Source organism: Parvibaculum sp. (genome assembly GCF_049651025.1).
In the GTDB taxonomy this organism is placed as follows: domain Bacteria; phylum Pseudomonadota; class Alphaproteobacteria; order Parvibaculales; family Parvibaculaceae; genus Parvibaculum.
Genome location: NZ_JBASBH010000012.1, coordinates 1 through 22,919 on the forward strand (window position 1 = coordinate 1; position 22,919 = coordinate 22,919).

At 61.5% G+C, this 22,919-nt stretch carries 22 protein-coding genes; 16 read left to right on the top strand and 6 right to left on the bottom strand.

Annotation, left to right across the window (positions count from 1 at the left end; translation table 11 throughout):
* The coding region (locus WA943_RS01175; protein WP_424467864.1) for an aldo/keto reductase at positions 1-1,042 on the bottom strand (1,042 nt) is incomplete at its 3' end.
* Between the two features lie 46 nt (positions 1,043-1,088).
* Positions 1,089-1,751 carry an arylesterase gene (locus WA943_RS01180; protein ID WP_424467866.1) on the bottom strand — a complete coding sequence of 221 codons (663 nt, stop codon included), beginning with the start codon at positions 1,749-1,751 and terminating at the stop codon, positions 1,089-1,091.
* A gap of 28 nt (positions 1,752-1,779) precedes the next feature.
* On the opposite strand from WA943_RS01180, the gene WA943_RS01185 reads away from it, so the two are divergent.
* The 3 genes from WA943_RS01185 to WA943_RS01195 all read left to right on the top strand — a co-directional run bounded on the left by WA943_RS01185 (position 1,780) and on the right by WA943_RS01195 (position 5,901).
* Positions 1,780-2,496 (top strand): ABC transporter ATP-binding protein, encoded by a 717-nt coding sequence (locus WA943_RS01185; RefSeq protein ID WP_424467868.1) that lies wholly within the window; start codon positions 1,780-1,782, stop codon positions 2,494-2,496.
* Positions 2,493-5,024: an ABC transporter permease gene (locus WA943_RS01190; protein ID WP_424467870.1), complete on the top strand. Its 2,532-nt coding sequence runs from the start codon at positions 2,493-2,495 to the stop codon at positions 5,022-5,024. Before WA943_RS01185 ends, WA943_RS01190 begins: the two co-directional genes overlap by 4 nt.
* 127 nt (positions 5,025-5,151) lie before the next feature.
* The gene (locus WA943_RS01195) at positions 5,152-5,901 is read left to right on the top strand and encodes a Bax inhibitor-1/YccA family protein (RefSeq protein WP_424467872.1); all 750 of its coding nucleotides are present in this window, start codon (positions 5,152-5,154) and stop codon (positions 5,899-5,901) included.
* A gap of 76 nt (positions 5,902-5,977) precedes the next feature.
* Here WA943_RS01195 and WA943_RS01200 read toward each other — a convergent pair whose 3' ends face one another.
* Positions 5,978-6,349, bottom strand: coding sequence for a DUF2794 domain-containing protein (locus WA943_RS01200; protein WP_424467874.1), 372 nt, complete (start codon positions 6,347-6,349; stop codon positions 5,978-5,980).
* A 524-nt stretch (positions 6,350-6,873) separates the two neighbouring features.
* Here WA943_RS01200 and WA943_RS01205 point away from each other — a divergent pair.
* The 4 genes from WA943_RS01205 to WA943_RS01220 are packed head-to-tail and all read left to right on the top strand — an operon-like array spanning position 6,874 to position 11,659.
* Positions 6,874-7,875, top strand: coding sequence for an ABC transporter ATP-binding protein (locus tag WA943_RS01205; protein ID WP_424467876.1), 1,002 nt, complete (start codon positions 6,874-6,876; stop codon positions 7,873-7,875).
* On the top strand, positions 7,872-8,606 hold the full coding sequence (locus tag WA943_RS01210; protein ID WP_424467878.1) for an ABC transporter permease subunit: 735 nt from the start codon (positions 7,872-7,874) through the stop codon (positions 8,604-8,606). Before WA943_RS01205 ends, WA943_RS01210 begins: the two co-directional genes overlap by 4 nt.
* A gap of 5 nt (positions 8,607-8,611) precedes the next feature.
* The gene (locus WA943_RS01215) at positions 8,612-10,543 is read left to right on the top strand and encodes a Gldg family protein (protein ID WP_424467880.1); all 1,932 of its coding nucleotides are present in this window, start codon (positions 8,612-8,614) and stop codon (positions 10,541-10,543) included.
* A gap of 3 nt (positions 10,544-10,546) precedes the next feature.
* Positions 10,547-11,659, top strand: a complete 1,113-nt coding sequence (locus WA943_RS01220) for a DUF4340 domain-containing protein (protein ID WP_424467882.1) — start codon at positions 10,547-10,549, stop codon at positions 11,657-11,659.
* A gap of 212 nt (positions 11,660-11,871) precedes the next feature.
* On the opposite strand, the gene acnA is transcribed toward WA943_RS01220, so the two are convergent.
* Positions 11,872-15,147 (bottom strand): aconitate hydratase AcnA, encoded by a 3,276-nt coding sequence (gene acnA / locus WA943_RS01225; RefSeq protein ID WP_424467884.1) that lies wholly within the window; start codon positions 15,145-15,147, stop codon positions 11,872-11,874.
* A gap of 243 nt (positions 15,148-15,390) precedes the next feature.
* On the opposite strand from acnA, the gene WA943_RS01230 reads away from it, so the two are divergent.
* From WA943_RS01230 to WA943_RS01255, 6 genes are read left to right on the top strand one after another with little or no spacing between them, the layout of a single operon-like run.
* Positions 15,391-16,215 (top strand): crotonase/enoyl-CoA hydratase family protein, encoded by an 825-nt coding sequence (locus WA943_RS01230; RefSeq protein WP_424467886.1) that lies wholly within the window; start codon positions 15,391-15,393, stop codon positions 16,213-16,215.
* On the top strand, positions 16,205-16,843 hold the full coding sequence (ccmA, locus tag WA943_RS01235) for a heme ABC exporter ATP-binding protein CcmA (RefSeq protein WP_424467888.1): 639 nt from the start codon (positions 16,205-16,207) through the stop codon (positions 16,841-16,843). Before WA943_RS01230 ends, ccmA begins: the two co-directional genes overlap by 11 nt.
* Positions 16,840-17,514: a heme exporter protein CcmB gene (gene ccmB, locus WA943_RS01240; protein ID WP_424467890.1), complete on the top strand. Its 675-nt coding sequence runs from the start codon at positions 16,840-16,842 to the stop codon at positions 17,512-17,514. Before ccmA ends, ccmB begins: the two co-directional genes overlap by 4 nt.
* A 55-nt stretch (positions 17,515-17,569) precedes the next feature.
* Complete coding sequence (locus WA943_RS01245; RefSeq protein ID WP_424467892.1) at positions 17,570-18,328, top strand: heme ABC transporter permease; 759 nt, start codon at positions 17,570-17,572, stop codon at positions 18,326-18,328.
* A 2-nt stretch (positions 18,329-18,330) separates the two neighbouring features.
* Positions 18,331-18,525: a heme exporter protein CcmD gene (ccmD, locus tag WA943_RS01250; protein WP_424467894.1), complete on the top strand. Its 195-nt coding sequence runs from the start codon at positions 18,331-18,333 to the stop codon at positions 18,523-18,525.
* Positions 18,522-19,061 carry a DsbE family thiol:disulfide interchange protein gene (locus tag WA943_RS01255; protein WP_424467896.1) on the top strand — a complete coding sequence of 180 codons (540 nt, stop codon included), beginning with the start codon at positions 18,522-18,524 and terminating at the stop codon, positions 19,059-19,061. Before ccmD ends, WA943_RS01255 begins: the two co-directional genes overlap by 4 nt.
* A 42-nt stretch (positions 19,062-19,103) precedes the next feature.
* Here the strand turns inward: WA943_RS01255 and WA943_RS01260 are convergent, their stop codons facing one another.
* A complete protein-coding gene (locus WA943_RS01260) occupies positions 19,104-19,667 on the bottom strand; it encodes a MarR family winged helix-turn-helix transcriptional regulator (protein WP_424467898.1) in 564 nt (187 codons plus the stop codon).
* Between the two features lie 300 nt (positions 19,668-19,967).
* Between WA943_RS01260 and WA943_RS01265 the strand changes: the two genes are divergently transcribed.
* From WA943_RS01265 to WA943_RS01275, 3 genes are all read left to right on the top strand, one after another.
* Positions 19,968-20,603, top strand: a complete 636-nt coding sequence (locus WA943_RS01265; RefSeq protein WP_424467900.1) for an NUDIX domain-containing protein — start codon at positions 19,968-19,970, stop codon at positions 20,601-20,603.
* 97 nt (positions 20,604-20,700) lie between these two features.
* Positions 20,701-22,323 carry an MFS transporter gene (locus tag WA943_RS01270; RefSeq protein WP_424467906.1) on the top strand — a complete coding sequence of 541 codons (1,623 nt, stop codon included), beginning with the start codon at positions 20,701-20,703 and terminating at the stop codon, positions 22,321-22,323.
* A gap of 1 nt (position 22,324) precedes the next feature.
* A complete protein-coding gene (locus tag WA943_RS01275; protein WP_424467902.1) occupies positions 22,325-22,585 on the top strand; it encodes a hypothetical protein in 261 nt (86 codons plus the stop codon).
* On the opposite strand, the gene WA943_RS01280 is transcribed toward WA943_RS01275, so the two are convergent.
* A partial coding sequence (locus tag WA943_RS01280) for an inner membrane-spanning protein YciB (RefSeq protein WP_424467904.1) occupies positions 22,569-22,919 on the bottom strand: 351 nt, incomplete at its 5' end. The two genes, WA943_RS01275 and WA943_RS01280, sit on opposite strands and share 17 nt — an antisense overlap.

A 22,919-nucleotide genomic window follows, 5' to 3' on the forward strand; every position in this document is an offset into this window, starting at 1 on the left:
GACAGGGGTTCGGCTGCTTGGCGTGAACGGCGTTCACGTCCTTTTCCAGCTCGTCGGTCCATTTGACGTGACGCGATGTGACGGCGAGCTTCAATTGCTCCATCGTCGTCGCGCCGATGATGTTCGAGGTCACGAAAGAACGCGTGGTGGCGAACTGGTTGGCCATTTGCGAGGCGTCGAGCCCGTGCTTTTTCGCAACGGCTAGATACTGGTCGATGGCGGAGGCGGCTTGCGCGCTTTCATAACGCTGCAGGCGATTGAAGAGCTGCTTGCGTGAGCCCTGAGGCAACGCGCCGTTCTGGTACTTGCCGGTGAGATAACCTTGCGCCAGCGGCGAATAGGCGAGCAGGCCCACGTCTTCACGATGAGCGATTTCCGCGCCGCCGAGTTCGAAAGTCCGGTTGAGCAGGTTATAGGCGTTCTGGATCGACTGGACGCGGGGAAGGCCTTTCGTATCGGCCTCGCGCACGAACTTCATTGTGCCCCAGGGCGTTTCGTTCGACAGCGCGACGTGGCGCACCTTGCCGGATTTCACGACTTCGGCGAGCGAGGCGAGAATATCCTCGATTGCATGCGTCTCCGCCTCGACATGCTTGTAGGTGAGGCCGTGGCCGCCGAAAAGCGAGACGGGACGGTCCGGCCAGTGAAGCTGGTAGAGATCAATATAATCCGTTTGCAGACGTTTCAGGCTCTTGTCCACGGCCTCGAAAATCTGGGCACGGCTATGCTCGGTGCCGGACTTGTCGTCGCGCAACCAGTTCATCGGTGAGCGGCCCGCGACCTTGGTTGCGAGGATCACCTTGTCGCGGTTCTTGCGCGCCTTGAACCATGTGCCGATGATTTTTTCGGTTGCGCCCTGCGTCTCGGGCTTCGGCGGCACGGCATACATTTCCGACGTGTCGAAGAAATTCACGCCTTCGGAAATGGCGTAGTCCATTTGCGCGTGGCCGTCGGCTTCGGTGTTCTGCTCGCCCCAGGTCATGGTGCCAAGACAGATTTCGCTGACCTTCAGGTCGGTGCGGCCGAGTTTGCGATAGTTCATGCGTATGCCCCCAGAGAATGTTTCTTGTTGTCGATTTGGAATGTCTTCAGTTGCCCTGCGCCGTGACGCCCGTCTTTGCGATCAGCGCCTCGACCTTGGGCAAAATGCGTTTCACCATGACGGCGACACCTTCGGCGTTTGGATGCATGCCGTCATCAAGCGTGAACTTCTTCTCCGCCGCCACCCCGTCCAGAAAGAAGGGATAAAACACGGCGCCGTATTTCGCCGCAAGCTGCGGATATATCGCGTCGAAGGCCTTGCCGTAATCCGCGCCCATATTGGGCGGCGCGAGCATGCCCGCGAGGAGAACGGGGATATTCCGTTTCTGCAGGCGGCTGAGGATTTCTTCAAGGTTTGCGCGGGTGAGTTCGGGGTCGACGCCGCGGAGCGCGTCATTGGCGCCAAGCTCCAGAATGACGGCGCTCGTGCCGGGGCCGACGCCCCAGTCGAGCCGGGCGAGGCCGCCCGAACTGGTATCTCCCGAGACACCCGCATCGGCGATCACGACATTGTTATGCCCCTTGGCGCGCAGGGCCTTTTGAAGTTGCGGCACGAAGCCTTCGCCGGGTCCGAGCAAATAGCCAGCCGTCAGACTGTCGCCGAATGCGACGATGGTGAGGGGCTTTTCGGCTGCCAGGGCAGGGGAGAGCGCAAGCCAGACCAATGCCGCGCAAAGCAGCATTGCCGCTGTCGTTTGCTTGTAAAACAAGGCAAACATGCCATATGGGCGAAGGGGCATGGAGGGTTTAAAGCGCTTGAGCGAATTCATCATCGAACTTGAAGGTTTGAAACTCAGCCTGCCGAGCGCGGCGGGTCTGGTCAACATATTGCGCGGGATCGACCTCAAAGTCGCGCGTGGTGCGACGGCGGGGCTGGTTGGGCCTTCCGGTTCGGGCAAGTCGACGCTCCTTATGGTGCTGGCGGGGCTTGAGCGCCCGAGCGAGGGCGGGGTGAGGGTCGCGGGCGAGGATCTGACGCGGCTCGGCGAGGATGGGCTCGCGCGCTTCCGCCGACAGAATGTAGGGATTGTCTTTCAGTCTTTCCATCTCGTGCCGACCATGACGGCGCTTGAGAATGTTGCGATCCCGCTTGAATTTGCCGGACGGCGCGATGCTTTCGCGCGGGCCGAAGAGGAATTGAAGCTGGTCGGCCTCGGCCATCGGCTGACGCATTATCCGGGGCAATTGTCTGGCGGCGAGCAGCAGCGTGTGGCGCTCGCTCGTGCGGTCATCGGCGACCCCGCGATTCTTCTGGCGGACGAGCCGACGGGCAATCTCGACCAGACGACGGGCGCGGAGATCATCGAGCTGATGTTCGATCTTCATGCGCGCAAGGGAACGACGCTTGTTCTGATTACCCATGACGAGCATCTGGCGGCACGCTGCGAGCAGGTCGTGCGCTTGCGCGACGGGCTTGTCGAGCGGACGGATATGCGAGCGGGCGTCAGCGCATGAGCGATGCGCCGCTCGGACTTGCCATTCGTCTCGCGCGGCGCGAATTGCGCGGCGGGCTTGCGGGCTTTCGCATTTTCATCGCCTGTCTCGCGCTTGGTGTCGCAGCGATTGCGGGTGTCGGCTCGGTTTCGACGGCGCTGACACGCGGGCTTGCCGAGCGCGGGCAGGATATTCTCGGCGGCGATGTCGATGTGCGGCTTCTGCATCGCGAGGCGAGCGCTGCCGAACTCGCCGCCATTTCCAAAGGCAATGTGCTTTCGCGTTCCGCCGAAATGCGGGCAATGGCGCGCACGGCGGACAAGCAGAGTCTTGTCGAGCTGAAGGCCGTTGACGGGCTTTATCCGCTTTATGGGGCGATGCGTCTGAAGCCCGATATGCCGCTCGCCGATGCGCTCGCCTTGCGCAACGGGCGCTATGGCGCCGTGGCTGAGCGCAATCTTATTGCGCGGCTCGATGCGAAGATCGGCGATGATATCAAGGTCGGTTCGGCAACGTTCGAACTGCGCGGCGAGATCGCGCATGAGCCCGATCGCGTCGGCGACGGCTTTGCGCTCGGCCCTCGCGTGATGATCGGTGCCGACGCGCTTGCCTCGACAGCGCTCATTCAGCCCGGCAGTCTTGTCTCCTATCACTACCGTTTGCGACTGCCCGAGGCGATGCGCGAGACGGCTTCGATAAAGTCGTGGGTTGCGGCACTTCAGAAACAATTCCCCGATGCGGGCTGGCGCATTCAGGATCGCACCGACAGCGCGCCGAGCGTTCGGCGTTTCGTCACGCGCGTTGCGCTGTTTCTTGGCTTCGTCGGATTGACGGCGCTGGTCGTTGGCGGCGTCGGCGTTGCCAATGCGGTGAAGTCCTATCTCGACGGCAAGCGCGAGGTGATCGCGATATTCAAATCGCTCGGCGCGCCGGGCGCATTGATCTTCCGCCTCTATCTCATTCAGGTGATGGTGCTGGCATTTATCGGCATCGCAATCGGCCTTGCCATCGGCGCGGCAATTCCCTTTGTGCTGCAAGCACTGGCGGGCGACCTCATTCCAGTGCCGGCGGCGCTTGGGCTTTATTCGGGTCCGCTGCTTCTTGCGGCAGCTTATGGCGTGCTGACGGCACTTGCCTTTGCCATCTGGCCGCTTGCGCGGGCGCGGGAAGTGCCGCCGACCAGTCTCTTCCGCGATCTCATCGCGCCGGAGCGGCGTTTTCCAAAGCCGGTCTATGTTGCGGCGACGGTCGGCGCGCTTCTCATGCTCGGCGCGCTTGCCGTGGCGACTGCCGAGCAGCCCTATTTCGCGCTCTGGTTTGTTGCAGGTGCGGCTGCGGTCTTTTTTGTTCTGCGGCTTGCGGCCAATGGCGTCATGGCGCTGGCGGCACGCATGAAAGCGCGTTCGCCCGAAATGCGCCTCGCACTTGCCAATCTTCATCGTCCCGGCGCACCGACGCCCGCCGTCATGCTGTCGCTCGGGCTTGGCCTGACGCTTCTCGTCACGGTTTCGCTCATCAATGGAAATCTGACGGGCGAGATCGCGCATGATCTTCCCGGTCGTGCGCCCTCCTTCTTCTTTGTCGATATTCAGCCGGACCAGTCCGCACCGCTCGAGGCGCTGGTGCGCAGCGCGCCCAATGTCACGAAGTTCGAGCGCGTGCCGATGCTGCGCGGCCGCATCGTTGCGGCAAAAGGAATTGCAGCCGAGAAGCTGAAGCCCGCGCCCAATGCGCAATGGGCGCTGCAAGGCGATCGCGGCATCACCTATTCCGCCGCCATGCCCGACAATTCGAAACTTGCCAGCGGCGAGTGGTGGCCGGAAAACTACAAAGGCCCGCTGCTCGTCTCCTTCGATCATGAGCTTGCCCAGGGGCTCGGGCTTTCGCTTGGCGATACGCTCACCGTCAATGTGCTTGGCCGGGAAATCGAGGCGCGGCTTGCCAATACGCGCGAGATCGACTGGCGCAGCCTCGGCATCAATTTCGTCATGGTCTTCTCGCCCGGCTCGCTTGAAGCGGCGCCCCATACGGAGCTTGCGACCGTGACGATGGGGGCCGACGGCGAAGAGGCGCTGGAGCGCGAAGTGACATCGCGCTTTCCCAATGTGACCTCCGTGCGCGTCAAGGAGGCGCTGGACGCGGTCAACAAAATGCTCGACCAGTTTTCCCTCGCGGTCAGGGCAACGGGCGGCATCACGCTGCTTTCAGGCGTGCTGGTGCTTGGCGGCGCGATGGCGGCGGGGTTTCGCGCCCGCGTTCGCGATGCGGTGATCCTGAAGGTGCTTGGCGCGAGCCGCGCGCGGATCCTCGGCATCTATGTTCGCGAATATGCCGCGCTCGGCCTTGCCACGGCGCTGATCGCCGCCTTTGCCGGGACTATTGCCGCCTATATCGTCGTTGCGCGGGTCATGGAGTTGCCCTGGAATTTTCTCCCCGGGACGCTGGCGCTCACCGTTCTCGGCGCGACATTGGCGACCGTCGGGCTCGGCCTTCTGGGAACCTGGCGGGTGCTCTCGGTGCCTACGGCGCGGAGCCTTCGCGCCGAATAGGTTAAGTCGCTGACAATATTATGATTTCGTAATATTGACGAAGCGGCGCGGGCAGGGCATTTCACCTTGAATTGTGCGGCGTAAGTTCCGATATTCAATGCCAGCACTATCAGGAGGGTGCACAGATATGGCCAATTTCGACCAGAACCGGATGCAGACGGGCGTCGGCGCGCAAGATTCCGCGATCGACCAGGGTCTGCGCAGCTACATGCTCAGTGTCTACAACTACATGGCGGGTGGCCTTGCCATCACCGGCGTTGTGGCGTGGCTGGCGTTTCAGGCCGCGGTGATCGACACCAATGGCGTGCTCTCGCTGTCATCCGTCGGCCAGGCGCTTTATGCGAGCCCGCTGAAGTGGGTCGTTATGCTTGCGCCGCTCGGTCTCGTATTTTTCCTCAGTGCCCGCATTTCCAAGATGAGCATTGCCGCGGCCCAGATTTCGTTCTGGTCGTTTGCGGGTCTCATGGGCCTGTCGCTGTCGAGCGTGTTTCTTATCTATACGGGCGCCAGCATCACGCAGACCTTCTTCGTGACCGCAGCCACCTTCGGTTCGCTCAGCCTCTATGGCTACACGACGAAGCGTGATCTCACGGCCATGGGTTCGTTCCTGTTCATGGGCGTGATCGGCCTCATCATTGCCTCGCTCGTGAATATCTTCCTTCAGAGTTCGGCCCTGCAGTTTGCGGTGTCGGTGCTCGGCGTTCTGATTTTCGCCGGCCTGACCGCCTATGACACGCAGCGCATCAAGAGCATGTATTTCGAAGGCGACAGCCTCGCCACTGCCAGCAAGAAGGCGATCATGGGCGCTCTCGCGCTCTACCTCGACTTCATCAACATGTTCATGTTCCTGCTGCAGTTCCTCGGCGACCGTCGCTAATCGTCGAGCGCAACCTGTCTAGACGCAAAAGCCCCGGTGGAAACACCGGGGCTTTTCATTTTGGACTGCGGATCGCTCAGGCGTCGACGATGCGCAAGGCGCGTTTCTCGAAGACTTTCAGCACCTGCTTGAGTTCATGCCCGCGCTTCATGACGAGGCCGCTGGCGGCAACGACGCTATAGGCGCCCTGGCGCTGGGCGAGCTTGGGACGTTTCTCGATGCGGAAAAGCGGTTGCTCGCTGGTTCGGCGGTGAACGGCGAAAACAGCGACTTCGCGAAAGGTGCCGATCGCGTAATCACGCCATTCGCCTTCAATGACCTTGCGACCGTAAACGGAGAGAATGGCTTCAAGCTCGGCGCGGGTGAAGGAGATGTCGGGCTCGCGCGGGGGCGACTTTTTCACGAGGGTCAGGGGTGTGGGCGCGGGGTCTTGTGTAACGTCGCTCATGCGCTGAAATCCCTTCGAAGAAACCCACCGAACCTGCCAATAGTCTCACTCTTTGAGCGTTTTTGCGAATTTTAAGGGATCACAATATTGCCTTTTTTCAGCCCTTGCGAGGACACATAGGCCCCCCATTATCTGATCGTTGCCTCACTGGCCCGGTCCTCTTGGACGTTCCGGTATCATCAGCCCCCCAGCCCCACCGGGATGGAATTTGAGGGCCGGGCCACCCTTCCCCCCAGAATTTTGTGGGGCAATGCTCTCCAAGACTGCAATACCAGTCGCCGCATGGATCCCCCCTCCATGCGGCGATTTCTTTTATGCGCGCGCAATGCATCGCATCTCGCAAAGTGCGCGATATGCATGAAACATCTTTCACTTGAGGGGTGGGCGGGCTTGCCCTAAACATCGTTCAAAGGCTTTGGGGAGGCGAGGTTGCGTATGCTTTCGCGCGCCTTCGGGGAGAAAACGTCATTACCCAGTTCCGTATCAAAACAGCGAGCCAGTCAGGTGCCGCGTCGAGCGACGCCATGATTGTGATCGATGGGCTCACAAAGCGTTTCGGTCCCTTCACGGCCGTGGATCGCATCAGCTTCACTGTCGCACGCGGCGAGGTGCTGGGCTTTCTCGGGCCGAATGGCGCGGGCAAATCCACGACGATGAAAATGGTGACGGGCTTCCTGTCGCCGAGCGAAGGATCGGCGCGTGTCTGCGGATATGACGTCGTGTCCGACACGCTGGCCGCGCAGCGCACCATTGGCTATTTGCCGGAAGGCGCGCCTGCCTATGGCGATATGACGCCGCGCGCTTTTCTCAAATTCATTTCACGCGTGCGCGCGCTCTCAGGCGCTGCTGCCGACGCCGCCATTGCGCAGGCTGTTGCCGCGACCGAGTTGCAGGGCGTGCTCGATCAGCCGATCGATACGCTTTCCAAGGGGTTTCGCCGCCGCGTCGGGCTGGCGCAGGCCATCCTGCACAATCCGCCCGTGCTGATCATGGACGAGCCGACCGATGGTCTCGATCCGAACCAGAAGCATGAAGTGCGCAAGCTCATCCAGCGCATGTCGGCGGACAAGGCGATCATCATCTCGACGCATATTCTCGAAGAGGTCGATGCGATCTGTTCGCGCGCGCTGATCATCGACCGGGGCCGCGTCGTCGCGGACGGCACCCCTGCCGAACTCATCTCGCGGTCGCGCTATCACAATGCCGTCACGCTGACGGTCGGTGGCCAGTTGACGGTCAATGCCGCCGAGGCGCTGAAGGCGCTGCCGGGCGTCGTGACCATCGAGGTCATACCGCGCGGAACGGAAACGGTTCTGACGCTCTTCACCGCGCGCGGCACGGCGACCGAAACGGTTGCCGCCGAGGTTGGTCTGATCGATGCGGTTGCCCGCGTGGCGCGCGAGCAGAATTGGCCGGTGCGCGCGCTTTACGGCGAGCCGGGCCGTCTTGATGAAGTTTTCCGCGCGCTCACGCGCTCCGATGTCGACGAGGCCGGTCAGGACCAGCCGGGAAAGAGCGCTGCATGAGAGAGCTTGCTGCCGTATTTCGCCGCGAGTTGGGCGGCTATTTCGCGACGCCGCTCGCGTTCATTTTCATCGTCGTGTTTCTCTTCACGATGGGCGCCTTCACCTTCTATATGGGCGGCTATTTCGAGAGCGGTTCGGCCGATCTGCAGATCTTCTTCAACTTTCATCCCTGGCTTTACCTCTTCCTGATCCCCGCGATCTCGATGCGCCTCTGGGCGGAAGAGCGCCGCACCGGCTCCATCGAACTGTTGCTGTCGCTGCCCGTTCCGCTCTGGGCAGCAGTGCTCGGCAAGTTTCTGGCCGCCTGGGTTTTCTCCGGCATCGCGCTCGCACTCACCTTTCCGATGTGGCTCACGGTCAATTATCTCGGCAATCCGGACAATGGCGTCATTCTCGCGGGCTATGTCGGCAGCTTCTTCCTCGCGGGCGGTTATCTCGCCATCGGCTCCTGCCTTTCGGCAACGACGAAAAATCAGGTCATCGCCTTTGTCGTCAGCGTCGTCGTCTGCTTCCTCTTCACGGTCTCGGGTCTGCCGCTCGTCATCGACTTCTTCTCGAGCTGGGCGCCGCAGCAGGTCCTGAACACCATCGCGTCGTTCTCCTTCCTCACGCATTTCACGGCGATCACCCAAGGCGTCATCGACTTGCGCGACGTGATCTATTTCGGCTCGCTGATTTCCGTCTGGCTCATTGCTTGCGGCATCGTTGTCGACATGAAGAAGGCCGGGTGAGCATCATGCAACAAACGCATCTCCGCTCCGGCTACCGCATCGCGATGCTCGTGCTGCTCGCCGTTCTGTTTCTGGCGATCAATCTTTTCTCGAATATCGTCTTCCGTTCGGCGCAGGTCGATCTCACGCAGAACAAGCTCTTCACGCTGTCGCAAGGCACGGAGAATGTGCTGCACAAGATCGACGAGCCGATCACGCTGAAGTTCTTCTTCTCCGAACGCCTCGCCAACGAATATCCGCAGATCCGCACCTATGCGAACCGCGTGCGCGATTTGCTGCAGGAAGTGCGCAATCGCTCCAACGGCAAGGTCATTCTGGAAGTGATCGACCCCGAGCCTTATTCGAGCGATGAGGATCTGGCCATGTCGCTCGGCCTCAAGGGCGCGCGGACGACTGAGGGCGACATCATCTATTTCGGTCTTGTCGGCACCAATCTCGTCGACGGTATCGAACAGATTCCCTTCTTTGCCGATGAGCGTCAGCAATATCTCGAATATGACGTGACGCGCCTCATTCAGAACCTTACCCGTCCGAAAAAGCCTGTGCTCGGCATCGTGACCAATCTGCCGATGGATACGGGCGCCGGTGGGCTGATGGAAGCTATGCGCGGCAAGTCGAAGCCCTTCATGATCTATGAAGAGCTGCGCAACCGCTTCGAGATCAATTTTCTCGAGCAGGCCTTCGTCAAGGTTCCCAAGGACGTCGATGTGCTTCTGATCGCGCATCCTCGCCAGCTCGACACCAATACGCTTTACGCCATCGACCAGTTCGTCATGCGCGGCGGTCGCGTTCTCGCCTTCGTCGATCCGCATTCGGAAGTCAGCCTCACGTCAGGCGCCGATGGGCGTCCGGTGCAGGGCTATACGGAAGCCTCCGATCTCGCGCCGCTGCTCAATCAATGGGGCATCCAGTTCGACTCAAAGCACGTCATCGGCGACCGCAAGCTTGCCATGCGCGTGCAGACCGGCCTCGATGCGCGCCGCCAGACGAGCGACTATGTTCTGTGGCTGACCGTGCCGAAGAGCAATTTCGACGCGAATGACATCGTCACCGCCAATGTCGATCATCTCAACCTTGCGACGGTGGGTTCGCTGAAGCCGGTCGAAGGCGCGACGACGCATTTCACGCCGCTGTTCTGGTCGTCGGATGAGGCGGAGCCTTACAATCTCAATTTCATCAAGTCCGGTCCAACGCCCGATGAACTGCTGCAGGCCTTCAAGCCGACGGGCGAGCGCTATGTGATCGCGGCGCGCGTTTCCGGGCCGATCAAGAGCGCCTATAGTGCCGCGCCTGAGCTGAAGGAAGGCGGCGACCAGACACAGCGTTCGGATTCGCGCGACAAGCCTGACGCATATGTGACTGAAGCCAAAGGCGATGCCAATATCATCGTCGTTGCGGACAGCGATCTTTTCGATGATCGTTTCTGGGTGCAGGCGCAGGATTATGACGGCCAGCGCGTTGCCCAGCCCATTGCCGATAATGCACAGTTCGTATTGTCCGCCATCGACAATCTGATGGGATCGGACGATCTGATTTCACTCAGGGCGCGGGCGCGGGCCGACAGGCCGTTCGTCGTCGTCGACAATCTGCGTCGTGCGGCCGAACGGCATTTCCTTGCCGAGCAGGAACGCCTCAAGGCACGCATCACCGAGGTCGAGCAGCATCTGACCGTGCTGCAGACGCAGACCGGCGACGGGCAATCTGCGCCTTCCGCCCATGCGCAGGAAGAAGCGGCCAAGTTTCGTGCGGAGCTTCTCACCAGCCGCAAGGCGCTTCGCGATGTTCAGCGCAATCTGCGCCGCGACATCGACCGGCTCGCAAGCAATGTGCGTTTCGTCAATGTCGCGCTCATGCCGATCCTTGTCGCCTTCATTGCGATAGGGATTGCAATTGTTCGCCATCGCCGCCGCAAGGCGCGCGCCGCGAAGGGGATCTGAGCCATGACCACCTCCCTTCAAGGCATTCGCAAGAACAAGCCGCTGCGCAATCTCATCCTGCTTGGCGCGGCGGCTGTCATTGCTGTGACGGCCTCGGTCGTCGCGGTCTCGGTGCAGGAGCGCGGCGTGCGCGTGCAGTTCACGCCCGTGCAGATGTATCCAGGGCTTGAGACGAAGCTCGATCAGGTTGCCAAGATCCGCTACACGCTGGCGCGCGGCATGCGTGAATCGGAAAAGATCACGCTGGTACGCGGCGACGATGGAAAATGGGTCGTCGTGGAGCGCAAGGATTATCCCGCGCGGCAGGACCTTGTGCGAAAGGCGCTGATCGGCGTTTCGGAACTCGTTCTTTATGAGCCGCGCACGGCGCGTCCCGAATGGCACCGCAATCTCGGCCTTCTTGCGCCCGAAAGCCTCGGCACTTCCAGCCGCGTCGAGTTCTTCGCCAAGGATGGCACCAAGATGGTGGCGCTGCTTGCAGGCAAGGTGCCGGAGCAAACCGTCGATGCGCGCGGCGAGGGCATGATCTATGTCCGCCGCGATGGCGAGGATCAGACCTGGCTTGCACGCGGCCGCCTGCCTCTCATTCAGAGCGCGCAGGACTGGCTCGATCAGACTTTCCTCGACGTCTCGCGCGACGAGATCAAGCGCGTGACGCTCTGGGCAGGGACCGATCATCCCGTCGTCATGTCGCGCGCGTCGAAAGACGAGAACGACTTCACGCTTGCCGATATTCCCAAAGGCCGCACGACGCGCGGTGCGCCGATCGTCAATGGCGCGGCGACCTCGATCGTCGATCTTGCCTTTGACGATGCAACGCCTGTTGCCTCGCTCCTTTTTCCCGATACTTCGCCCAAGGCCGTCTTCGAAACCTTTGACGGGCTGAGGCTGTCGCTGACCATGACGGGCGGCGGCGGCGCGCTCTGGGCCAAGGTGGAAGCGGTCGCCGATCCCGCGCTGGTCGCGCCGGGAACGGACATGAAAGCAGCGGAAGCAAAAGCTGCCGCCATCACCGCCCGCACGGCGCCCTGGGCCTACAAGCTTCCGCAGGCGGCAGGCTCGCAGCTCACGCAGTCGATGGATCTGCTGACGCATGAAGGCGGATTGCCGGAGTAGCCGCGGCGCCTGCGCTTCGATAGCAACATCCAATAGATATTCAGTGTCGTCCCGGGACTTGTTCCCGGGACCCATCTTTCTTCGCCGGTTGTCGATACGCCATGGATCCCGGGAACAAGTCCCGGGATGACGGGTGATATTCCGGCAGTTATTCCACAAACAAAAAGGGCGCTCCTTGCAGAGCGCCCTTTCTTTTCGTGTGTCGCCAGAGCTTACGCTGCGAGCCTGCGCAGAACGTATTGCAGGATGCCGCCATTGGCGTAGTAGTCGAGCTCATCCTGCGTATCGATGCGGCAGATGACGTCGACCGTCTCTGTCGCGCCGTTCGCACGCTCGATGGTCAACTTCACCTTGGCGCGCGGCTTCACGTCCTTCAGGCCTTCGACCGTGATGATCTCGGTGCCGTCGAGGCCAAGCGTCTGCCAGCTCATGTCGCCGATGAACTGCAGGGGCGCAATGCCCATGCCGACGAGGTTCGAGCGGTGGATGCGCTCGAAGCTCTGGGCGATGACCGCCTTGACGCCGAGGAGCATGGTGCCCTTCGCCGCCCAGTCGCGCGACGATCCGGTGCCATATTCCTTGCCGGCGAAGATCACCAGCGGCGTACCACGGCGCTTGTATTCCATCGCCGCGTCGTAGATCGGCATCTGCGTGCCTTCGGGCTCAAGCTTGGTCAGGCCGCCTTCGATCCCCTTCAGCATCTGGTTCTTGATGCGGATATTGGCGAAGGTGCCGCGCATCATCACTTCATGATTGCCGCGACGTGCGCCATAGGAGTTGAAGTCCTGAGCGCCGACCTGCTTGGAGTTGAGGTAGGAGCCAGCCGGGCTCTGCACCTTGATGTTACCGGCGGGCGAGATGTGGTCGGTCGTGATCGAGTCGGCAAAGAGGCCGAGCACGCGAGCCTTCTCCACATCCACCATCGGCGTCAGATCCCGCGAGAGGTCCTCGAAATAGGGCGGGTTCTGCACATAGGTGGAAGCGCTGTCCCAGTCATAGGTCAGGCCCTCGGTGAGCTTGATGCTCTGCCAGTTGGCGTCGCCGTCGAAGACGTTGCCATAGCGCTTGCGGAACATTTCCGGCGTCACGCAGGCGCGCACCGTCTCGGAGATTTCCTTCGTGGAGGGCCAGATGTCCTTGAGATAGACCGGCTGGCCGTTGCTGCCCGTTCCGAGCGGCTCCGTTGCAAGATCGATCTTCACCGAACCCGCCAGCGCGTAAGCGACGACGAGCGGCGGAGAGGCGAGATAGTTCGCCTTGGTATCGGGGCTGACGCGGCCCTCGAAATTGCGGTTGCCGGACAGAACGGCTGCCGCGACCAGATCGTTCTTGTTGATCGCCTGGCTGATTTCGTTCGACAGCGGGCCTGAGTTGCCGATGCAGGTCGTGCAGCCATAGCCGACGAGATCGAAGCCCATGGCGTCGAGATCGGCCTGGAGGCCGGACTTCGTCAGATAGTCGGTGACGACTTGCGAGCCCGGCGCGAGCGAGGTTTTCACCCAGGGCTTCACCTTGAGGCCGAGACGACGCGCATTGCGCGCGACGAGACCGGCGGCCACCAGCACGTTCGGATTGGACGTGTTGGTGCAGGAGGTGATGGCCGCAATCACGACGTCGCCGTGACCAAGGTCGAAGTCTTTTCCTTCGACCGGCACGCGCGCGTCACCGGCATTCGGCTTGCCGAATTCCTTGTCGAGCGAGACAGCGAAGCTCTTGGAAACATCGACGAGCGAAACGCGATCCTGCGGACGCTTCGGACCGGCAAGGCTCGGCACGACCGAGGTGAGGTCGAGCGCCAGCGTGTCGGTGAAGACGGGATCGGGCGTGTTCTTTTCGCGGAACATGCCCTGTGCCTTCGCATAGGCTTCGACGAGAGCGATGCGTTCATCCGAACGGCCGGTGGCTTTCAGATATTTCAGCGTCTCGTTGTCGATCGGGAAGAAGCCGCAGGTCGCACCATATTCCGGCGCCATGTTGGCGATGGTGGCGCGATCTTCGAGCGTCAGATTGTCGAGGCCCGAGCCGTAATATTCGACGAACTTGCCGACGACGCCCTTCTTGCGAAGCATCTGCGTGACGGTGAGCACCATGTCGGTCGCCGTGACGCCTTCATTGAGCTTGCCCGTCAGCTTGAAGCCGATGACTTCAGGGATGAGCATCGAGACAGGCTGGCCAAGCATCGCGGCTTCCGCCTCGATGCCGCCCACGCCCCAGCCCAGAACGGCAAGGCCGTTGACCATGGTCGTGTGGCTGTCCGTGCCGACACAGGTATCGGGATAGGCGATCTCTTCCTTGCCTTCCGTCTTCGTCCAGACGGTCTGGGCGAGATATTCGAGGTTCACCTGGTGGCAGATGCCGGTTCCCGGCGGAACGACGCGGAAATTGTCGAAGGCCTTGGAGCCCCAGCGCAGGAACTCATAGCGTTCGCGGTTGCGCTGATATTCGATTTCGACGTTCTGGTGGAAGGATTGCGGCGTGCCGAACTTGTCGACCATGACCGAGTGGTCGATGACGAGATCGACGGGGACCAGCGGGTTGATGCGCTTGGGATCGCCGCCCAGTGTCTTCACCGCGTCGCGCATGGCTGCAAGATCGACGACGGCGGGAACGCCGGTGAAGTCCTGCATCAGCACGCGTGCCGGGCGATAGGCGATTTCGCGATCCGAGGTGCGCGTCTTGAGCCACGTCTTCATCGCGCGGATGTCGTCGGCCTTGACGGTGCGGTTGTCTTCGAAGCGCAACAGGTTCTCAAGCAGCACCTTCAGCGAGAAGGGGAGCCGCGAGGTGCCGCTGAGGCCATTCTTCTCGGCAGCCTTGAGGCTGTAATAGGTGTAGCTGCGCTTGCCGACCTTCAGCGTCTGCTTGGCGCCGAAGCTGTTGCCAGCGGCGTTCTGCTTGACGGAAGGAGCCTTGCGGCTTTTCGCGGCGGGCCTGGCAACGGGCTTGGCGGCGGCCGCAGGCTTGCGAGCTGCGGCTTTCGGTGCTGCTGCCTTCTTCGCGACGGGTTTTTTCGGCGCGGACTTCTTTGCTGCAACTTTCGTCGGCGCTGCCTTCTTCGGAGCCGCCTTCTTTGCTATCGCCTTTTTCGGCGCAACCTTCTTCGGTGCGGCCTTTTTGGCGACGGCTTTTTTGGGAGCGGCTTTCTTCGGCGCTGCCTTTTTGGCGGCGGGCTTCTTTGCCGCCGGCTTCTTCACGGCCGCCTTTTTCGGGGCGGCTTTCTTCGCTGCGGGCTTCTTCGCGGCGACGGCTTTCTTAGCAACCGGCTTCTTGGCAATCGGCTTCTTCTTCGCGGCGGGCTTCGCCTTCACTGTGGCCTTCTTGGCCGCAGGGGTCTTTTTGGCAGGCGCTTTCTTTGCGACCGGCTTTGTCTTCTTGGCCGTCGCATTCTTTGCGGCAGGCTTTGCCTTTACGGCTTTGCCAGCGGGCTTCTTCGCCGTCGCCGGTTTCTTTGCCTTCGTCTTGGCCTTCGCTGGGGCCTTCTTTGCCATGGAATGTTCCTCGATGATGCGAGCCCGGGGCTGGTGAGGCGGAAGGTGGGGGTGTCGCTTCTGCGTGCCGCCCGCGCGGGAAAATGCGCGAGACCGGCATTGGAAATCGCCGCCGCTTTCCGTGCCAATGGGCCTATATGCTTGACGGGCGCGACTATAATGTCTTTCCCATTCGAAGGCTATGGTTACGCCGGGTCGCAACAGGCGATAATTGTTCGCAGGCAATTGAAACGGAGAAGCGGCATGGATGCGGTGCGCATTGAAAAAAACGGTCCGGTGACGACTGTTATTCTGAACCGGAAAGAGGTGCGCAATGCGGTCGACAGGCCGACGGCTGCCGCGCTGGCCGACGCTTTTCTCGCTTTCGAGAAGGATGACGAGGCGCTTGTGGCCGTCTTTGTCGGCGATCACGGAACATTTTGCGCCGGGGCCGATCTCAAGGCGGTTGCAGCGGGCAGTCAGGCGGAAGCGGCGCAGCGGGGCAATCTCATCACCGTGCCGGGGACGGGCCTCGAATTCGATCGTCTCGCCACGGACGGGCCGATGGGTCCATCGCGGATGGTGTTGTCGAAGCCCGTCATCGGGGCGATTGCCGGTCATGCGGTCGCAGGCGGGCTCGAACTGGCGCTCTGGTGCGACATGCGTGTCGTCGAAGCCGATGCAATCATGGGCGTTTTCTGCCGTCGCTGGGGTGTGCCGCTGATCGATGGCGGAACGGTACGCCTGCCGCGCCTCATCGGTCATTCGCGCGCGATGGATCTGATCCTGACGGGTCGCCCGGTCAATGCCGAGGAAGCGCTTCAGATGGGGCTTGCCAATCGCGTCGTGGCGAAGGGCGAGGGGCGGGCGGAAGCCGAGCGTCTGGCCCATGACATTGCGCGCTTTCCCCAGCTTTGCCTGAAACACGACCGCATGTCGGCCTATGAGCAGTGGGATCTGCCATATGACCGCGCCATGGCCAATGAGCTTGAGCATGGCCGCAAGGTTCTCATCACCGGAGAGACGGTGAAGGGCGCGGCGCGTTTCGCCGCAGGCAAGGGCCGGGGCGGACGTTTCGATGAAATTTGAAACGGCGCTGCGTCTCGTTGCACGCGATCTCGCCTGTGTGCGTGGCGGTCGCGTGGTTTTCGAAGGTCTTTCCTTTGCCATTGCCGGTGGCGAGGCGCTCGTGGTGACGGGCCCCAACGGCGCGGGCAAGTCGAGCCTGCTGCGCCAGATCGCCGGTCTGGTCGATATTGCAGGTGGCAGCCTCGCGCTTGATGGCGGCGAGGCGGAAGCGACATTGTCGGAACAGGCCCATTACATCGGCCATCTCGATGCGTTGAAGAGCGCGATGAGTGTGCGCGAGACGGCAGATTTCTGGGCGGGGTTTCTCGGTGGCACGGAGCGCAATATTGACGATGCCTTCGATGTGTTCGATCTGGCGCCGCTGGCCGATCTGCCTGTCGCCTATCTCTCGGCGGGGCAGCGTCGCCGTCTGGCCTTGTCGCGGCTGGTGATTGCGCCGCGCCCGATCTGGCTGCTCGATGAGCCGAGCGTGGCGCTTGATCGGGCGAGCCTTGCGCGCCTCGTTGCCGCGATGGAGCAGCATCTGGAAAGCGGCGGGCTCATTGTCGCTGCGACACATCAGGATCTCGGGCTCGTGCGAACCACATCGCTCGATCTTGCCGTCACGCGCCTGCAGGTGAGCGCATGACGCGCGCTTTTTTCAGTCTGGTGCGGCGCGATGTTCAGCTTGCCGTTCGTCTCGGCGGCGGCGGCGGCATGGCGGTTTTCTTTTTCCTCGTGGTCGTCAGCATCGTGCCTTTCGGCATCGGTCCCAATCTCAATCTTCTCGGCAAGATCGCGCCGGGCCTGCTCTGGGTCGCGCTGCTGCTTTCGTCCCTGCTGACGCTCGACCGGCTTTTTCAGGCCGACTATGAAGACGGCACGCTCGACATTCTGACCATGGGCGGATTGCCGCTTGAACTTACTGCTTGTGCCAAGGCCATTTCGCATTGGCTCACCACGGGATTGCCGCTGGTTGTCGCCGCGCCTCTGCTCGGGCTGCTACTCAATCTGGAGGTTGCGCATTTCAAGACGCTGGTCGTCGCCATGCTGGTCGGCACGCCTGCCTTGAGCTTTCTCGGTGCCATAGGCGCGGCGCTCACCGTCAGCGTCCGGCGTGGCGGGCTGCTCGCTTCGCTGCTGGTCTTGCCCTTCTATATCCCCGTGCTCATCTTCGGCGTTGCGGCGGCGGGCGGGGCGGCGGCGACCCCCGGCGCGGGCCATCAGGGGCTTTTGCTTCTGGGCGCGGTGGCGCTTGTGAGCCTCGTGATCGGGCCGGTTGCCACGGCTGCGGCCCTTCGCGCCAATTTGAGAGCATAATGCGCGGCAAAATGACCTTCGCAACACCTTGCCCTTGTGTAAGGAGCGCCGCTAAATGACGGGCATGTCAGACCTGACCTCGATCCAGCGGTTTCACGCTCTCGCCAATCCGACGCGCTTCATGGCGCTGACGGACCGGCTCATCCTTCCGTTCAGCCTCATTACGGCGGCGACCCTCGCCATCGGCCTCTATTTTGCGCTGTTCGTCGCGCCGCCTGACTATCAGCAGGGCGAGACGGTTCGCATTATGTACATTCACGTGCCTGCCGCCTGGCTTGCCATGTTCGGCTACATGATGATGGCGGGGGCGTCATTCGTGGCGCTGGTCTTCCGCCACCCGCTGGCCGATGTGTGCGCGAAGTCTGCAGCACCCATCGGTGCCGCCTTCACGTTTCTCGCGCTCGTCACCGGCTCGCTCTGGGGACGGCCCATGTGGGGTGCATGGTGGGTCTGGGGCGATGCGCGCCTCACCTCCATGCTGATCCTGCTGTTTCTCTATCTCGGCTATATCGCGCTCTGGGCGACGATCGAGGAGCCGGTGCGCGCCGCGCGTGCGGCGGCGGTGCTGGCGCTTGTCGGCTCGATCAATGTGCCGATCATTCATTACTCGGTCGTCTGGTGGAACACACTGCATCAGCCCGCCAGCGTCTTCCGCATCGACGGGCCGACGATTGCCACGTCGATGCTGGTGCCGCTTCTCGTCATGGCGCTCGGCTTCACGTTCTTTTTCGTCACGCTGCATCTCGTGCGCATGCGTGCCGAGATTTTACGTCGCCGCGTGCGTGCCCTGCGTCTGGCGCGGGCGGAGGTGTGAGCATGGCAAACTATTTAGAGATGGGCGGTTACGCGGCTTTCGTCTGGCCCTCTTATGCGCTCGCCGCCATCGTGATGATCGGCCTTGTCGTCGCCACGCTTCGCGACATCAAACGCCAGCGCGCCCTGCTTGCGACGCTTGAAGGCGAGGGCGCCCGCAAGCGCGCGCCCGCACGCTCACCGGATCGCCAGGCATGAGGTTGCGTGCGCTAATCCCGGCGGGTCTTTTTCTGATTTTCGCCACGCTGTTTCTGATCGCTGTTTTTCGCGGCGATCCCTCGCGCGTACCTTCGGCGCTGATCGGCCGTTATGTTCCGACGTTCAGTCTGCCGCCCGTGGAGGGGCTCGGCCTGCCGGGTCTCTCGGATGCCGATTTCGGAAAGGGCGAGCCGGTCATCGTCAATGTCTGGGCGTCGTGGTGTGTGCCCTGCCGTGAAGAGCATTCGGTTCTCACCGAACTCAAAGGGCTTACCACCTCACCGATTTACGGGATCAACTACAAGGACGCGCCCGACGCCGCGCGGCGCTTTCTCGGCGAGCTTGGCAATCCGTTCACGCGTGTCGGTGCGGATGCAAAGGGGCGAACATCCATCGACTGGGGCGTCTATGGCGTGCCGGAAACTTACATTGTCGATGGTAAGGGGCGCATTGCCTACAAACATGTAGGTCCGCTCACGCCGAAAATCGTCGACGCCGAAATTCTTCCAGCCCTGCGAGCGGCAACGGCCCGCTGATTTGCATCAGCGGGCCGCTGTCAGTCTCGAAGACAGATGAAGTCAGGACGCTTTGCGCTTTGCAGCGGTACGCTTCGCAGCCGGCTTCTTGCGCGGCGTTGCGGCGGCAGGTGCACGACGCGTGGCGCGAGCGCGAACCGGCTTTTCCGCATCCTTGGCGCTGCCAATGGCGGAAGCAAGATGCGAAAGACCGCGCATCAGATCGGCCTGAGCGGTCTTGGGCAGAAGCTCGAGCAATGCCTTTTCCGCAGCGATCGCGCGGGGCAGGGTGGTCGTCAATGCGCGACGTCCGGCGGCTGTCAGGCGCACGGCATTGGCGCGTGCGTCTTCGGCTGTGCGCTTGCGTGCCAGCAGGCCATTCTTAATCATGCGGCTGATCATGTCAGCAAGCGTCGAGCGGTCGATGCCGGTGCGATTGACGAGATCGGTCTGGCTCAGACCTTCTTCTTCATTCACGGCAAAGAGCACGATGAACTGACGCGGCGTGATCGTGCCTTCACCCATCTGTTGCACGAACTGGTCGTAAGCGAATTGTTGGGCGCGCCGCAGCAGGTGGCTGAGGGAGGTCTCGAGATCGTAACTTCCCGTCGACTTTTTGCCTGCCATATTTCATATCCTCCGGATGTTTCACTTCAGGAAACCGCTTGTCGCTAGACCGGGCTCCATCTAATGAGGAACTCGCGAGCCACGACTCAAACATTGGCTCAAAGCAATTCCCCCGTATGGCCTTCATATGCACCTACGATGGGGTTTCTTGCAAGTATAACTCGCGTAGAAATCGACGCGGAGTGCCGTCCGGTTGCGGAAGATACGAACAAATGCAGATTCTCCGGGTTATCCATCCGGGTGAAATGATCGAATTAATGGAGCCCCCTACTTCCGTGGGCGGACTAACGGAAAGATGAAATGACAAATTCACTCGGCAAGGGCGCGTCCGGCAATAAAGACGCGGGCGGACCAAAGTCCGGCGCGATGAAACATCGAGAGCCGGGCGCGGAAAACGAGCTTGCCTTCAGCCGTCGCGTGCCAACAGGGGACAGTCTCCCCCGCGACATATGCAATAGCTGCGGTTTCATCCATTACGACAATCCCAAGATCGTTGTCGGATCGGTCGTCACCTCCGGGGATCGCTTTCTGCTCTGCCGCCGCGCCATCGAACCGCGCAAAGGCTTCTGGACGCTGCCCGCGGGTTTCATGGAGCACGGCGAGACCGTCGAGGACGGCGCAAGGCGGGAGGCACGCGAGGAAGCGAATGCCGATATACGCATTCGTGACCTGCTGGCGATCTACAGCATACCGCGCATCGCGCAGGTGCAGATCATGTACCGCGCGGAGCTGGCCGACCCCAATTTTTCCGCGGGCGTTGAAAGCCTCGAGGTTGCGCTGTTCACCTGGGATGAAATTCCATGGCAAGAGCTTGCTTTCCCTAGCGTCTACTGGGCCTTGACGCAGTTTCGATCCGTTGCCGGGCAAGCTGTCATAACGCCGTTTGGAAATCCCGAAGGCGAACTGGGGAATATTTTTCCGCCACGCGCTCCCTAGTCATCATCGTTTCTTCGCGTCATTCTCCTCCCGCAAATGGGAACGGGGCGAGGGTAACGTGGCAGAAGCGATTGCGACGGGGGATACGGCTGGCAAAATGACGAGCGAGGAGCGGCGGGTTATTTTCGCCTCCTCACTTGGCACCATGTTTGAGTGGTACGACTTTTTCGTCTATGGCGCGTTGGCCGCCGTTTTCTCCAAGCTGTTCTTTGCCGGCGTCAACGACACGGCGGCTTTCATTTTTGCGCTGCTCGTTTTTGCGGCAGGCTTTGCGGTCCGGCCTTTCGGCGCATTGGTCTTCGGACGGCTCGGCGACCTCGTCGGGCGAAAATACACCTTCCTCGTCACCATTCTGATCATGGGCCTTTCGACATTCTTCGTCGGCCTGCTGCCGACCTATGGCTCGATCGGCATCCTCGCGCCGGTCGGTCTTGTTCTTCTGCGCATGCTGCAGGGGCTCGCGATCGGCGGCGAGTATGGCGGGGCGGCGACCTATGTGGCGGAGCATGCGCCCAAGGGCAAGCGCGGCGCCTATACGTCATGGATTCAGATGACAGCGACGGTGGGTCTCTTCCTCTCGCTGCTTGTCATCATGGGCTGCCGCTGGGTGATGACGCCTGAGGATTTCAACGCCTGGGGCTGGCGCGTGCCTTTCCTTCTCTCCGCGCTGCTGCTCGGTGTGTCTGTGTGGATCAGGTTGAAGCTCGATGAGTCGCCCGTCTTCAAGAAGATGAAGGCTGAAGGCAAGGGATCGAAAACGCCGCTCCGCGAATCATTCGCGCGCTGGGGCAATCTCAAGATCGTGTTGCTGGCGCTTTTCGGCCTGTCGATGGGTCAGGCGGTCGTCTGGTATACGGGCCAGTTCTATTCGCTGATCTTCCTGACGCAGGTGCTCAAGGTCGAACCGCAAACAGCCAATCTTCTCGTCGCCGGCGGCCTTGTCATCGGTACGCCGTTCTTCGTCATCTTCGGCATGCTTTCAGATCGCATCGGGCGCAAGCCGATCATCATGGCGGGTTGCCTGCTCGCCGTGCTCAGCTATATGCCGATCTTTCACGGCATCACCCATTTCGCGAATCCCGCGCTCGAGCGTGCGCAGGCTGCGTCTCCCGTTACGGTCGCGGCGGACCCGGCCGGTTGCTCCTTTCAGTTCAATCCAGTCGGCACGGCTGCATTCACCTCGTCCTGCGATATTGCGAAAAGCGCACTCGTCAAACGCGGCGTGCCTTACGACAATATTTCGGCAAGCGCCGGGGCCGTGACGCAAATTCATGTCGGCGGAACGGTGATCGATGCCTATGACGCGAAGGCGCAAGGCTCGGCCGAGGCGGCGGCCACATTCGACGCGGCGCTGAGCGATGCGCTTCATGTCGCCGGTTATCCCGCACAGGCGGCGAATGAGGATATCAACGAGCCGATGGTCATTCTTCTCATCGGTCTTCTCGTCATTTTCGGCGCGATGACCTATGGGCCGATTGCGGCCATGCTGGTCGAGATGTTTCCGACGCGTATCCGCTATTCCTCGCTGTCGCTTCCCTATCATATCGGCAATGGCTGGTTCGGCGGGTTCATGCCGCCGGTCGCCTTTGCCGTCATAGCTGCGACGGGCAATATTTATGACGGACTCTGGTATCCGATCATCGTCGTCGGTGTGTGCTTCGTCATAGGCACGCTCTTCCTGCCGGAGACGAAGGACCGCGATATTCATCACGGGTCGTGATGTGAAGCATGCAACCGCCACGGCGCTCGATCGTCTGGAGCCGCTTCTCGTCGAGTTGCGGAAGATCGAGGGTGTGAGCGAAAAGACGCGCGGCGTCTTCTACCGACAGCGGCAGTCTTTCCTGCATTTTCATGAAGATCCGGCCGGGCTGTTTGCCGATCTGCGGGAAGGCGGTGACTTCACGCGCTACCGCGTCGAGACAGCTGCGGAGCAGAGAAAGCTTCTGGCCGCAGTGAAGCGGGCGATCAGTCCGCGGCCTTGACGTCCGTTTCGTCTTTCACCGCATAGCGCGTCAACACGCCGACTTGCGCCACGGCGAAGATCATCGTCAGCGGCATGATGCCGAAGAGTTTGAAGCTCACCCAGAAGTCGGTGGAGAAATTCCGCCAGATGACTTCATTGAGGATGGCGAGGACGATAAAGAAAAATCCCCAGCGCCTGGAGAGTATCATCCAGCCTTCATCGGTCAGGTCGAGCGCCCCGTCGAAGAGTTGCTTCAGCAGCGGCTTTCCGAAGAAGGCAGCGCCGAGCAGGGCGGCGGCGAAAAGCGAGTTCACAAGCGTCGGCTTCAGCTTGATGAAGATGTCGTCATGGAG

Excerpts from the sequence above, each read along its gene's own strand:
- WA943_RS01185 (WP_424467868.1), top strand. The coding sequence starts at position 1,780 with ATGGAGGGTTTAAAGCGCTTGAGCGAATTCATCATCGAACTTGAAGGT.
- WA943_RS01190 (WP_424467870.1), top strand. The coding sequence starts at position 2,493 with ATGAGCGATGCGCCGCTCGGACTTGCCATTCGTCTCGCGCGGCGCGAA.
- WA943_RS01195 (WP_424467872.1), top strand. The coding sequence starts at position 5,152 with ATGGCCAATTTCGACCAGAACCGGATGCAGACGGGCGTCGGCGCGCAA.
- WA943_RS01200 (WP_424467874.1), bottom strand. The coding sequence starts at position 6,349 with ATGAGCGACGTTACACAAGACCCCGCGCCCACACCCCTGACCCTCGTG.
- WA943_RS01205 (WP_424467876.1), top strand. The coding sequence starts at position 6,874 with ATGATTGTGATCGATGGGCTCACAAAGCGTTTCGGTCCCTTCACGGCC.
- WA943_RS01210 (WP_424467878.1), top strand. The coding sequence starts at position 7,872 with ATGAGAGAGCTTGCTGCCGTATTTCGCCGCGAGTTGGGCGGCTATTTC.
- WA943_RS01215 (WP_424467880.1), top strand. The coding sequence starts at position 8,612 with ATGCAACAAACGCATCTCCGCTCCGGCTACCGCATCGCGATGCTCGTG.
- WA943_RS01220 (WP_424467882.1), top strand. The coding sequence starts at position 10,547 with ATGACCACCTCCCTTCAAGGCATTCGCAAGAACAAGCCGCTGCGCAAT.
- acnA (WP_424467884.1), bottom strand. The coding sequence starts at position 15,147 with ATGGCAAAGAAGGCCCCAGCGAAGGCCAAGACGAAGGCAAAGAAACCG.
- WA943_RS01230 (WP_424467886.1), top strand. The coding sequence starts at position 15,391 with ATGGATGCGGTGCGCATTGAAAAAAACGGTCCGGTGACGACTGTTATT.
- ccmA (WP_424467888.1), top strand. The coding sequence starts at position 16,205 with ATGAAATTTGAAACGGCGCTGCGTCTCGTTGCACGCGATCTCGCCTGT.
- ccmB (WP_424467890.1), top strand. The coding sequence starts at position 16,840 with ATGACGCGCGCTTTTTTCAGTCTGGTGCGGCGCGATGTTCAGCTTGCC.
- WA943_RS01245 (WP_424467892.1), top strand. The coding sequence starts at position 17,570 with ATGACGGGCATGTCAGACCTGACCTCGATCCAGCGGTTTCACGCTCTC.
- ccmD (WP_424467894.1), top strand. The coding sequence starts at position 18,331 with ATGGCAAACTATTTAGAGATGGGCGGTTACGCGGCTTTCGTCTGGCCC.
- WA943_RS01255 (WP_424467896.1), top strand. The coding sequence starts at position 18,522 with ATGAGGTTGCGTGCGCTAATCCCGGCGGGTCTTTTTCTGATTTTCGCC.
- WA943_RS01260 (WP_424467898.1), bottom strand. The coding sequence starts at position 19,667 with ATGGCAGGCAAAAAGTCGACGGGAAGTTACGATCTCGAGACCTCCCTC.
- WA943_RS01265 (WP_424467900.1), top strand. The coding sequence starts at position 19,968 with ATGACAAATTCACTCGGCAAGGGCGCGTCCGGCAATAAAGACGCGGGC.
- WA943_RS01270 (WP_424467906.1), top strand. The coding sequence starts at position 20,701 with ATGACGAGCGAGGAGCGGCGGGTTATTTTCGCCTCCTCACTTGGCACC.